General features: G+C 71.4%; 14 protein-coding genes and 1 pseudogene. 12 read left to right on the plus strand and 3 right to left on the minus strand.

Going from position 1 to position 11,776, the window contains the following annotated elements; translation table 11 throughout:
- Positions 1–39: 39 nt before the first annotated feature.
- Positions 40–771 carry a hypothetical protein gene (locus tag OHB41_RS09515; RefSeq protein ID WP_266697431.1) on the minus strand — a complete coding sequence of 244 codons (732 nt, stop codon included), beginning with the start codon at positions 769–771 and terminating at the stop codon, positions 40–42.
- Positions 772–889: 118 nt separating this feature from the next.
- On the opposite strand from OHB41_RS09515, the gene OHB41_RS09520 reads away from it, so the two are divergent.
- The 12 genes and pseudogenes from OHB41_RS09520 to OHB41_RS09575 all read left to right on the plus strand — a co-directional run bounded on the left by OHB41_RS09520 (position 890) and on the right by OHB41_RS09575 (position 10,176).
- A complete protein-coding gene (locus OHB41_RS09520) occupies positions 890–1,627 on the plus strand; it encodes a hypothetical protein (RefSeq protein WP_266697432.1) in 738 nt (245 codons plus the stop codon).
- 4 nt (positions 1,628–1,631) lie between these two features.
- Complete coding sequence (locus OHB41_RS09525; RefSeq protein WP_266697433.1) at positions 1,632–2,297, plus strand: dTMP kinase; 666 nt, start codon at positions 1,632–1,634, stop codon at positions 2,295–2,297.
- Positions 2,294–3,169: an isocitrate lyase/phosphoenolpyruvate mutase family protein gene (locus OHB41_RS09530; protein WP_266697434.1), complete on the plus strand. Its 876-nt coding sequence runs from the start codon at positions 2,294–2,296 to the stop codon at positions 3,167–3,169. Before OHB41_RS09525 ends, OHB41_RS09530 begins: the two co-directional genes overlap by 4 nt.
- 113 nt (positions 3,170–3,282) lie before the next feature.
- Complete coding sequence (locus OHB41_RS09535) at positions 3,283–3,753, plus strand: NUDIX domain-containing protein (protein ID WP_266697435.1); 471 nt, start codon at positions 3,283–3,285, stop codon at positions 3,751–3,753.
- Positions 3,754–3,755: 2 nt separating this feature from the next.
- Positions 3,756–4,445 carry a TylF/MycF/NovP-related O-methyltransferase gene (locus tag OHB41_RS09540; protein WP_266705757.1) on the plus strand — a complete coding sequence of 230 codons (690 nt, stop codon included), beginning with the start codon at positions 3,756–3,758 and terminating at the stop codon, positions 4,443–4,445.
- A gap of 5 nt (positions 4,446–4,450) precedes the next feature.
- Entirely contained in the window at positions 4,451–4,894 is a 444-nt protein-coding gene (locus OHB41_RS09545; RefSeq protein WP_266697436.1) for a Rossmann-fold NAD(P)-binding domain-containing protein, read from the plus strand.
- Positions 4,895–4,906: 12 nt separating this feature from the next.
- Positions 4,907–5,386: pseudogene (locus OHB41_RS09550) on the plus strand (NAD(P)-dependent oxidoreductase); the annotation flags it as partial.
- Entirely contained in the window at positions 5,383–6,291 is a 909-nt protein-coding gene (locus OHB41_RS09555) for a nucleotidyltransferase domain-containing protein (protein ID WP_266697437.1), read from the plus strand. The pseudogene OHB41_RS09550 and the gene OHB41_RS09555, both read left to right, overlap by 4 nt.
- Before the next feature lie 34 nt (positions 6,292–6,325).
- Positions 6,326–8,206: a radical SAM/SPASM domain-containing protein gene (locus OHB41_RS09560; RefSeq protein WP_266697438.1), complete on the plus strand. Its 1,881-nt coding sequence runs from the start codon at positions 6,326–6,328 to the stop codon at positions 8,204–8,206.
- A complete protein-coding gene (locus OHB41_RS09565) occupies positions 8,203–8,916 on the plus strand; it encodes a 2OG-Fe(II) oxygenase (protein WP_266697439.1) in 714 nt (237 codons plus the stop codon). Before OHB41_RS09560 ends, OHB41_RS09565 begins: the two co-directional genes overlap by 4 nt.
- 80 nt (positions 8,917–8,996) lie before the next feature.
- Positions 8,997–9,170 carry a hypothetical protein gene (locus OHB41_RS09570; protein ID WP_266697440.1) on the plus strand — a complete coding sequence of 58 codons (174 nt, stop codon included), beginning with the start codon at positions 8,997–8,999 and terminating at the stop codon, positions 9,168–9,170.
- Between the two features lie 94 nt (positions 9,171–9,264).
- Positions 9,265–10,176: an aKG-HExxH-type peptide beta-hydroxylase gene (locus OHB41_RS09575; protein WP_266697441.1), complete on the plus strand. Its 912-nt coding sequence runs from the start codon at positions 9,265–9,267 to the stop codon at positions 10,174–10,176.
- A 378-nt stretch (positions 10,177–10,554) separates the two neighbouring features.
- On the opposite strand, the gene OHB41_RS09580 is transcribed toward OHB41_RS09575, so the two are convergent.
- Both OHB41_RS09580 and OHB41_RS09585 read right to left on the minus strand, forming a co-directional pair.
- A complete protein-coding gene (locus OHB41_RS09580; protein ID WP_266697442.1) occupies positions 10,555–11,031 on the minus strand; it encodes an NUDIX domain-containing protein in 477 nt (158 codons plus the stop codon).
- On the minus strand, positions 11,031–11,651 hold the full coding sequence (locus OHB41_RS09585; RefSeq protein ID WP_266697443.1) for a nucleotidyltransferase domain-containing protein: 621 nt from the start codon (positions 11,649–11,651) through the stop codon (positions 11,031–11,033). The genes OHB41_RS09580 and OHB41_RS09585 overlap by 1 nt, the downstream gene beginning before the upstream one ends.
- Between the last annotated feature and the right edge of the window lie 125 nt (positions 11,652–11,776).

An 11,776-nucleotide genomic window follows, 5' to 3' on the forward strand; every position in this document is an offset into this window, starting at 1 on the left:
AGGTGATAGCCACCGGGCTCCCCCGCCCCGGGGTCCGGCCTACCGGCGCGACCAGGACAACCGACGCCGCGGCTGCTCGGGGAAGGCAATGGCACAGTGGAAGCCGTCGTCACCTACGGCGCGCCGCAACGTCCGCGCCACCGCCTCGGGATCGTCATAGGGGCCGTTGACGTAGAAGGGCTTGCCATCGCGGCCGAAGCGGATCGGGCAGGGACCGGCGGGCTCACCGAGGACAGCGGCGGCGGCCTCGAAGTCCGCCTCGGGATCGAACCCGAGGCCGCGAGCGTAGGCGGCGGCACCGAACACCAGGGCGCGGGCAAGCTCGGCAGGAACCGGCACATGCCCCTCGAAGGCGCCGAAGTAAACCGCCCGGTGCCCGCTCAGTTGCCTCTCGCCCATCGGCTCCGGGGCAAGCGCGTTCTTCACCCCCAGACACCACACATCCAGCAGGAACCCGGCGACCTGCGCCTTCGCGGAGCGCGTACTGTCCGCGGCGACGAGCACGGCGACAAGGCCACGCACCTCCTCGGCGTCAGAAGCCCCAGGGTCCAAGGCCGCCCACTGCGGCGCGCCCTCAAGATCCACGCTGCGGCTCCAGCCGGCGTTCACCCAGCAACGCGGCTCGTCACGCACCGACGCCGAGACCTGCACGGCACCGTTGAGCACCCCGCCAACATCCCTGACGCCCACCCCCAACGTCCTGGCAATCGCCTTCACCGACCGACCCTGCTGGTCCAGTTGCCGTACCTGCTCTACAAGCCGCTCATCCACAGCCTCACCCTACGACCGCCGCCAAGACCGCAGGACCCAAACGCCAACAGCCACACTCGCCAGAGCGACCCGCGAAAACGTCGAAAGTCGAGTCCTCATGCCCGAGAAAGGAGCCCGTGTGACCCTCTCGCCACCAGGCCCGAACCTGTGCGCGTCCTGGGAGACGCTCGCCGACGGACTACAGGTCCAGCGCCTGGCCCTGCACCTGCCGCAGCTGCGTGAGCAACTCCTCGCACCGCCCAGCAGCATCGCCTTGTTCGCGCAGGCCCCGCCGAGCGCGCTGACCGCGTGCCCCGCCCCGCTCACCGAACCGTCGGCCGAGGCCGTGATCGACCGGGCGGGCCTTCAGCACTGGCTGCGCATGCCGGCCGAGTACGGAACGACCGACGCCGGGACGAACCCCTTGGCCGCGAGCGCCGACCAGGTCGCCGACACCCTGCTCGGGGGCGTCACCGATCCGGTCGTCCGCGCTGCGGTGGCCGCCGTGTGCACTGCGTCGGCCTGGTGGACGGGCGCGTTCGCTGTCATCCGTCACCTCGGCGTCCACCACACCTCCCTCCAGCCTGTCGTCACCGCGATCACTCTGGAGACGCTGCAGAGCGCGACGAGCATCGTGGCGCTCGGCACCGCCCAGCGGATCCTCTCCGAGCAGCTGCGGACCGCTTCGGCGGACGAGGCCGTACGCATGGCCTACTGCCGCGCGGTCACCGAGAGCATCGTCGTCGAGAGCCGGCTTCCCGGGCTGCTGGACGAGCTGGGCGAGCTGCGGCTGGTCGATCTGGTTTCGACGTCGATCCCGTGGCGTGGCCGGTTCACGAAGTACGCCGGGGGCACCGGCGCAGGGCAGGTGGAGTAACCCGATGGACCGCTACCCCTTCATTGTCGTCGAGGGCCTGGACGGCACCGGCAAGACGACCCTCCGCAAGGGCCTGTTCCGCCTCTTCGAGGGACTGTTCCGCGTCACGCCGCTCGCCGTGCTGACCACCAACTTCCTCAACCCGGCAGTCGCGCTGGACCTGGTGGAGGGCAAGTACCAGCCCACGCCTGAGAACCGGGACCGCTACCTGGCGGCACTCGCGGCGGACAAGCAGGCCACCGCCGACCGGCTGATCGCCCCCAGCCTGCTGGCCCGCCCGGTCATCGCGGACCGGTGGCTGCTGTCCGAGCTGGCCTTCTTCGCGGTCAAACACGACCGCGCCCCGAACGAGACGTACGCCCATCTCACCGAGCAGCTCCACCTGGTGCCCGACCTCACGCTCGTCCTGGACATCACACCTGAGACCGCGATGGAACGGGCTGCCGACCGCTCGGGGGACGCCACTCGCCCCGACTGGGATGTGATGGACGTTCAGGCCAAGGTCCGGGAGGTATACCAGGCGGTGGCCGACACGCCTGGCGCGTTCCCCGCCCTGGGAAGGGTCGTCCGGATCAATGCCGCGCAGGACCGCGCCACCGTCCTGCACACCGCCTGGGAGGCCCTGGCCCAGCACGGCCTGCTGCCCGACCGTGAAGGAGCCGCGTCGTGACCGCTGCCACCGAGCCTGACATAGCCCCGCTCGTCACGCGGCTCACCGCCGCGGCGGGCGCCCGCCGCCCGCTGCGGGCGATCGGCGCCGCGAGCGCGGTGGCCGCCAAGGTCGCCGTGGAGACCGGCTTCGACGCCCTGTGGGTGTCCGGCCTGGAGGTCTCCACGGCCTTGGGCCTGCCGGACGAGAACGTGCTGGGACCGCGCGACCTGGCCGACACCGTCCTCGCCCTCACGCGTACGGCGGCGCTGCCGGTGATCGTGGACATCGACAATGCCGGCGGCACCCCGGCCACGGCTCGCCGGTTCGCCGGTGACCTCACCCGCGCCGGCGCCGCCGCCCTCTGCCTGGAGGACAGCGCCTACCCCAAGGTCAACTCCTTCGCCCTGCACCGCAGTCAGGCGCTCGCTCGCATCGAGACGGTGACCGAACAGCTCTCCGCGATGCGCGACGTCGCCGGCACCCGGGTAGCCCTGATCGCGCGGACCGAGGCCCTGATCTGCGGCGCGAGCGTGACGGAGGCAGTGGAGCGGGCCGCAGCGTACGCGGCTTGCGGTGCGGACGCCGTGCTCATCCACTCCAAGGACCCCACTGGGCAGCAAGCCCTAGCCACGGCCGCCGCATGGACGGGCAAGGTGCCGCTGGTGACCGTGCCCACCGCGTTTCCGCACCTGGCCCCGGACGAGCTCGGCCTTGCCGGATTCGCCCTGGCCATCTACGCCAACCAACTCTCGCGCGCCGCGCTCGCCGCCATGCGGCGCGCCGCAGCCTCCTTCCAGACCACCGGCTCCTTCACCGCCGGCGGAACGCCACTGTCCGACGTCGCCGACCTCCTCCAGATCGCCGACCCGACCGCCCGCGCCTGCCTGTAAAAGGCGCCGGGCTCCGCTGCTCCACAAGGTTCCGCTCTGCTCCATCCCCGCACACCAGCACCCGCCGGGCAGTCAACCGCGGTGGGCTCGACGAGGGAAGGAACACCCGCGCCATGACGCCCCTGCCCCGCATCAGCGTGTCGGTCAAGGCCGCGATCGTCCACCAGGACCGCATCCTGCTCATGTCGTACGACGACCACTCCGGCTTCCACTACAACCTGCCCGGCGGCAAGGCGAAGGTGGGTGAGCCGCTGCGCGACGCAGTCGTGCGCAAGGTCAAGGAGGAGACCGGCCTGCGGGTGCGCACCTCGCGGCTGTTGTTCGTCGTCGAGTACGTCCCCGAGCAGTACAACGACGAGTTCGGCACCGTCCACAAGACCCAGCACAACTTCCTCGCCGAGCTCCTCGACGAGGACACCACCCCGCGCAAGTCCGATCCGCCCGACCCGATCCAGGTCGGCTTTGAGTGGGTGCCCCTTCAGGAGTTCGGCGGCAAGTACCTGCTGCCGCGGGTCAACCAGCAGCTGCTCGACGCGCTCGCCGGGGACCCGGCCGACCGCGACGTCCTCGTGGACCGGTGGTGACCATGCACCTCCCTCCCACCACCGAGCTGAGCCTCGCGGAACTGCACGACTGGCTCCTCGAACACCACGGCGACACCGTGGATGCCGACCGCCTGCCCGCCATCCGCACCGAACTCGAACAGCTCGCAGCCCATAACGTGCCCGGCGCCGTGATCGAACTCGGCTGCTACCAGGGCGCCATGGCGCTGTGGATGCGCGCCGTCCTCGACGCCACCGGACAGCACCAGCGGAGCGTCCACGTCTACGACTCCTTCAAGGGCCTGCCCGAACCCGGGGCGAAGGACCCGGACCTGTTCGAGACCGGGTACCTGCGCGCCGAGCCGGAACAGGTGCTCGCGCTCCACGCCCGCTGGGGCCGCACCCCGCCGGCGATCCACCCCGGATGGTTCATCGACACCCTCCCCGACCAGCTCCCGGAGCAGATCGCCTTCGCCTACCTGGACGGCGACTACTACGAATCCATCCACACCTGCCTCACCGCGTGTGTCCCGCGCATGGCCCCCGGCGGCACGCTGATCGTCGACGACTACGCCGACCTGGAGGCGAACCCGAAGGCATGGAACGGGTTGCCCGGCGTGAAGGCAGCCTGCGAGGACTACTTCCGCTCCGCTTCACCGCTTCAGGTCATCACCGGCGCCGGCGACCTGGCCTTCGGCCGCTACACCGCGCCCGCCGTCGGGACGCAGCAGTGAGCGCGGTGCGCGAGGCGCCTCTGCTCGTAAGCGTGCGGGGCGCGGCCGACACCGCGCTGTTGCGGCAGCGCCTCCCCGGCTGCGCGATCCGGGAGATCACCGCGCTCGCCACCGTGGATCCGAACCTTGCCGCCCGGGCCGAAGTGCTGGTGCTGCGGTCGGGGCACCGGCTGGGCACCGACCGCCTGAGCCAGTGGCCGGCGCTGCGGCACGTGATCCGGGCCGGCTCCGGACTGGACGGCATCGACATCGACGCCCTGGCCGCGCGGGGAATCAGCGTGCACCGCAACCCGGAGCCGGCCGCCGGCGCGGTCGCCGAATGGGCCCTGGCCGCACTGCTCGCGCTCGCTCGCCGGATCCCGTACGGGCACGCCGCCCTGCTCCAGGGGCGGCACGCGAAGCAGCACTGCCTCGCCCCGCCCGTGTCCCGGATGCGGCTGGCGATCTGAGGCGCCGGGCCGGTCGGCCGGGCCTGCGCGCACGTCCTCGCCCCATATGTCGCCGAAATCGCCTTCGCCGCCCGGCCGAGCCTGCCGGACAGCCTGCCCTCGCGCCCCGGCAGTGAACTGCCCGCCTGGGCAGACGCCCACGTCGTGGCGCTCCCGCTCACCGACGAGAACCGAGGCCGGTTCGGGACCGGGTTCCTCGCCGCGGCGCGGCGCCGGCATCCGCTGCTGATCTGCGTCGGCCGCCTCGGCACGCTCGACATCGATGCCTGTCTGCGCGCGCTTGCCGACGGTCAGTTCGGCGGTCTTGCCCTGGATCCCGTTGAGGAATCGGATCTGCCGCTGTGGCCGGCTGATGCCCTGCCCGGACCGCTGAACCTGATCGCCACCCCGCACATCGGCGCCCAGCGCAGCGACGTCCGTGCCCTCCTCGACCGCTGGGTCGCCATGACTGCCGCCGATGTCCTTGCCGGTGCAGACAGGACAGTCCGATGACCGCCGCCCCGTGGCTGGATACGCGACTGAAGGTCGCCGAGCATGCCGCCGCAGTGCTGGCAGACGAGTACGCGAGTGCCGACGTGTGGCTGGTGGGCGCGTTCGCCGAAGGTCTGGCCCACCAGCACAGTGACGTGGATCTGCTCCTGATCACCCAGAAGGCCGTCCCCGGGCCGGGCTCCCGCCTCATCCACGGCATCCGCGTCGACGTCCGGGCGGTGAGCGAGAGCACCGTGGACGACTGGCGCACGCTGCTCGACGCGTTCACCGTGACCCGCGACGGCATCGAGACGTTCCGCACCGTCCGAGCCCGGCTCAGCGACCTCACCCTCCTGCGCACGGCCCGGCCGCTCTCCACGGCACCGGACCGTGCGGCGATCCTGGTGCCCGAGCAGCGGGCGACCTATCAACGGTGGGCGCTCGCGGACCGATGCGAGGTGGCGGCGAGCCTGGCCGAGGACCTTCTCGGTCTGGCCCACAGCGGCCTGTACCCCCACGCTGACCTGGTGTGGGACCAGCTCGCCCGCGTCGTTGCCCAGGCCGAGACCGTCGCGGCCGGCGCTCCGCTGCTCGGTGAGAAATGGCTGCCGAGCCTGCTGAGCAGAGACGACGCTGAACCGTTCAGGCCCGTGCCCGCGTTGCCCGAGCCGCGGTGGCTGAGCGCCGCCGCGCACAGTCCCTTCTTCGCCTCCGTCCAGGCCCGCCTCGCCGACGCCCTGCTTGCGCTCTGGCCCACCGATGCCGAGCCGGAGCCGGTCGACGAGGCAGGGCTCGGCGGCTTCGGCTGGCTGCCGCAGCGATACAGCGACGGCTGGTTCCTGCGCCGCGGCGATGCCCGCGTCCCCCTCACCGCCGGCCGGATACGCGCCTGGCAGAAGTCCGCCGCACGGCGCGCCCGCAGCTGAACCCATCCGCCCACCCTCGACCGGGGAGGTCCCGATGCCCAGCACGCTCACCACCCCCACGACGACCGTCGGCGCCGAAGTGTGGCGGCCTCTGGAGGACACCGACCACGCCGCGGCGGTCTCCGTCGTCCTCAAGCTGCGCGGCGAGACCTGCGACGTCGACTGCCTGTACTGCTTCGAGAAACGCAAACTCGCCCCCGGCGGCGCCCAGATCACCGTCAAGCAGATACGCCGCGTCGGCCAGATCTTCGGCGAGCGGCCTCTCGCGATCGAACTGCACGGCGGGGAACCCCTGACCGTCGGCAAGGACGCCATGGCCGCGCTCCTCGACGAACTCGCCGCCCAGCCCACCGTGCACCGCGTCCACCTGCAGACCAACGGCGTGCGGCTGGACGGCGAGTGGCTCGACCTGTTCGACGCCCACTACCCGGGCCTGCACATCGGCATCTCCATGGACGGCGACGAACAGGGCAACTCCTGGCGGATCGGCTACGACGGCACCGCGATCTACCCGCACATCGTGAACGCGCTGAATCTGCTGGCCGAGCGCGGACGCACCTGCGGCATCGTCACCGTAGTCACCCCCACCGTCCTGAGCCGCGCCGCAGAGGTCATCGACCACATCGCCACCTTCGACGCAGTACGCGCCGTGCACCTCCTGCCCGCCTTCGACACCACCGTCACCGAGCCGCTCACGGCGGCCGGACGCCGTACCAGCCCCAGCCGTCTCCTCCAGGCCCGTGCGGTCGGTGCCGAGGGCGCGTCCTGGGCGATCACTCCCGTCCAGTACGCCGAGTTCGTCCTGGAGGCCGCCGCTCGCTGGATCGGCGCTGGCCACTTCCGGCGGATCAAACTCGACCCGGCCGTCGCCACGATCCGCCGGCTCAAGGGCCTGGACACCGCCCACTGCCACTTCGCCGCGCACAAGTGCTCCCACGTCTTCACCGCTTACCCCGACGGCCGTTTCGGCTCGTGCGACGAACTTCCCTGGCCCCAGGCCCACCTTCTGCCGCTCGCCGCCGCCCGCAGCGAGAGAGACGTCACCGCCGCCCAGCACGCCAACCCGCTGCTCACCGCCGGACAGGAGCTGATGACAAAGTGCCTCTCCTGCCCGTACCGGGCGGTCTGCGGCGGCGGGTGCACCGCGACCCGCTGGCGCATGGTCCAAGCGACCGGCAGCGATGACGCGTACTGCGACCACCGCGCACGCCTCATCGACGGAATGGCTCACCTGCTCGCCGCCCCGGACCACCCGGCCGACGCTCACTGCCTCCGCGCCCACTGGCGGCCCCTCGCCCCGAACGTCATGGACGACGTGGACGCCTTCCTTGCCCGCTGGGACGATCCGGCAGCTCCCCGTTCCCCGGCCCGGCTCCGGGCGAGCGACGACGGCAACATCAACGCCGTCGGCCTGCCCGGCGAGCAGGTGGCCGACGACCTCGATCCGCACCACCCCCAGTGGCGTGAGGGCATCGAGGAGCGGGTGTGGCCGCTGGTCGACACGATCACCCGCAGTTGGAAGACCGTCACCTACGACTCCTGCCAGGGACACGCCCACACCGGCACGGGCCTGGCCCCGGCCGCGTTCCGCGTCGGCCTGCTGCCGCGCACCCGCACCGAGTACGCCGCACTCGTCGCCCGACTGTGCCACACGCTCGCCGCCGCTGACGGCTATCTGCCTCCCGCCATCACGGCACATGTCGCACGCACCGACCTGACCAGTGCCCGCACCGGCCGCCGCCATCCCGTCCTCAAGTTCACCCTCACCCCGGCCCCCGGCAGCACATGGGCCGACTACTTCACCGGCCTCGACCAGGCCGTGCGCACGCTCACGCACGTTGCCCGTCACACCCCGGCGGTCACCGGATGCGCCTGCGCCCTCCGCCCGCCCCGCCCTACCCGGGAGGCACGATGATCCACATAGCGGAGACACTCACCGTCTCCAGCATCGAGGACTTCCTCACCCCCGAAGAGATCACCACCCTGATCAGCGCCGTGGATGACGCCCTCGGCGATGACGGCCTCCGCCGCTTCGATACCGGGCGCACCACCACCCTGCACTCCATCCCCGGCCACACCAGCGAGCAGGCCATGGCCGTCTACGAACCCGCCGGCCGCCTCGAAATCCACCCGCCGCCCGAGACCGCGGCGAAGGTCCTCGCCCACGCCGTCGAGCGGGCGATGCCCGCACTGCGGCGAGCCCTGCCCGCCCTGACCTCCTGCCGCGAATGGATGTACGTCGAGTACGCCCCCGGACAGCACATCACCCCGCACGTCGACGGCATCGCCCCCCACCCCGCCGACCCCGTCCGCCAGCTCGCCGGGATCAGCGTCGTCCTCGAACATGCTGAAGACGGCGGGGATTTCTTCGTCGAAACCGCCTCCCACCCCGCCCTGTGGAGCGACCAGCACGGCGGCGACGGCTACGACCCGGCCATGGCGTTCACCCACGACGGAGCCGACCACTCCGCCGACTGGTTCCGCACCATGCCGCGCACCCGCTGGAGCGTGCACCCCGCCCCCGGCACCGCGCTGTTGTACGGATCCCAGGTCACCCACGGCACCAAGCCCGTCCACGCGGGGCGCGAACGCAAGTTCATCAGCTGGCTGATCAGCGAAGCCTGACCGGCCATGTCCCCGCCCATCCGCAGCCCACCCCTCGCGGTCGGCACCCGAACCAGACCCTGCAACCCACGGAGGAAGAGATGACGACCGATGCGTGCGGCGAGTTCCTCGCCGCGGTGGACCAGCTGCGCGACGACGGTGGCACCGTGCGCCTGACCGCCCACACCTCCAGCGTCTCCGCTGACGCCTGGAGCGCCCCGGCCACCGGCGCAGAATCGGCGCCGACCACCCCGGAGGCGGACAGCACCAACTGATCGGGCTGGGCCATCCGGCCTGCCCCACGTCACAGCCCCGGTGCCGGCGCCCCACGGCCCGGCACCGGGGCCCGCTGCCAAGGAGCCTCCCTACATGAACGACATCGCCGCCGCCCTCGACCTGGACGCCATCACCACCCACCGCCGCGAACGCACCGCCGCCGCGCTAACCCTGCTCCACCCCGGTTCCGTCCCGCCGCCGGACGACGAGGCACTGCCCCTGACCTACGCCCTGGCACACCACCGGCTCCAAGGCGCCGAGAACGCCGCCCGCCGCCGCGACACCACCACACTCGACTGGTACCGCAACGCCGCCGGGCCCGCCCTGGCCCGCCTGGCCCACTCCTCCCGCCTCGGCCCTCGCATCGTGATCGCCCCGAATGAGGACGAGATGATCCGCGGCCCGCACTCCGACACCCCGTACTACCTCCTCGGCCCCGACACGACCGGCGCCGCCGAGTCCCTGGCCGTGCTGGCCGACGATGCCTTCGGCCACATCGCCGCCACCGGCCTCGACGCTCTCGTCGCAGCGCACGCCGCCGTGATCTGCCTGACCGGCCGCCGCCGTCCCGACCAGACCCTGCGCAGCTTCGCCATCACCCGCCTGCCGGCGACCGTCTTCACCGACCACACCGGTGACGCTGCCGTGCTGGGCCGCGACCTCGTCCACGAAGCCGCCCACAACTGGCTCAACGACGCCCTCGCCGCGCTCCACATCACGATCCCCGACGACGAGACGTACTTCTCCCCGTGGCGCGGCACCCAGCGGCCCGCGTACGGGTTCCTCCACGCCTGCTTCGCCTTCCCCCTCACGATGATCTACGCCGCCCGGGCCCGGCCCGGCGCCACCATGGCCACAACCGCCGTCCTCGCCGACCACGAACGCCAACAGCGGCCCCAACTGGCCGCCGCCCAGGACGACTTCACCCGCGCCGTGAAGTTGATTCCCGACCCCGGGCTGCGTGAACGGCTCGACACCGTCTTCCAGCACGCCCGCACACTCTGAACCACCCGCAGACCGCAGAGACTTCAAGAATCTTCTGGCGCACACCCAGCCTGCCGCTACCGTCGAGGCCGGCAGCTTCACCACATCAGGAGCCCGACGTTGGAGAGCTTCTTCACCCCCAAGTCGATCTGGCAGGAAGGAGGTTGCCGATCGAGCCGACACCTCGGCGTCGACGCCTGGATGCTGAACTCCGGCGTATCCGCGAAGCCTTGAGCTGGACCCAGGAGGAGGCAGCGAGCCGTCTCGACTCCCACCCCGTGTCACAGCCTGGCTGGCTGGCTGATCATCCTGGCACCGCGGCGCAGCTGGCATGGCCCGTAGCGGTGATGGTGGCCGGATCGTGCAGACTTCTGCTGCCATCGAAAGTGGTTGCCGGTTCTACGTCGCGGGCCAGGCGTACTCGCTGTAGGGGATACCGGTGGCGATGTGCCGCAGCGCGACCGCGAGGTACGGCGGCATTGGCTCGGGCAGCGCCGCTGTCTTGTGCCAATCCCAGCCCTCACACTTGTCTGGCTCGGGGTTGCCGATCTCGCCGTGCCACCGCTCTGTCTCGAAGAAGAATGCGATCCGCTGGTCACCGGCGTGCGTCGATACGTGGTGCATCAGGTGCACGAACCGGACGTCGGCCGGGTCGACGGCGGCGCCGGTCTCCTCGGCGAACTCGCGGGCGGCCGCCACGGCGGCGGGCTCCCCCTCCTCCAAGAGCCCGGCGGGCACCTGGAACATGCCCGGGAAGACGCGCTGTGTCTCCACGCGGCGACTCATGAGGATCTCGTCCCCCCGGCGGACGATCAGGTGCACGTCCGCGTAGTGCGCGGCGTAGGAGTAGCCGGACGGGGCGGTCTTCTGCGGCATCAACTTCCCTCCCCGTTCTGCAGGATCTCGACCCACGGGTGCGGCCCGTACACGACAGAAAGCGCCTCGGCCAGCCACGCCCGCGCCTCCCGGCCGAGGTGAGGCAGTACCTCGGCGAAATCCTGCGCGTCCTTCGGCCGAGGAGCCTTCGCCTTGTAGAACAGTTGGACCTCCGGCGCCAGGAACGGCGTACCGTCAGCGGCTGTTGCCCCGAGCCGCTCCACAGGCCGCCGGACCCGGCCGTCGCGGCGGGACACCCAGGTCTCGCCTTCGGCCTCGTCGAGCATCACCTGAATCCGCCACGGCGCACCCGGACCGGGCCGGCACCACACGTCGTGCACGCCGACCGGCAGCAGCTCTCCGGACAGCCACCGGCGCAAAGAGCCCGGCGGGTCCGCAGCCCACCACTCCCACTCGGTGAGGACCTCTTGAACCGCGAGCTGGTCTTGGCGCAGCAGCAGGACGTCGATGTCGTCGTGCTCCCGAAACGGCCGGCCCACAGCGAGTTCCACGGCGTAGCCGCCCGCAACCCACCAAGGGCAGGGCGTCTTCGAGAACAAGGCGACGACTTCGGCTAAGCCGGCGGGCTCCCAGTCCAGCCCGGGCTGTCCCTCCCGCATCACCGTGCCCTTCCCGTGCAACCTCGCCCCGCGTGGATGCAAAACCCTACTGCTCGGCCGCCAATGACACGCCGAGCTCCGCACAACGCCCGGGAAACCAGATGCCCCGCCTCGCCTCCGGCTCT

The sequence above is a fragment of the Streptomyces sp. NBC_01571 genome (genome assembly GCF_026339875.1).
Taxonomy (GTDB): Bacteria; Actinomycetota; Actinomycetes; order Streptomycetales; family Streptomycetaceae; genus Streptomyces.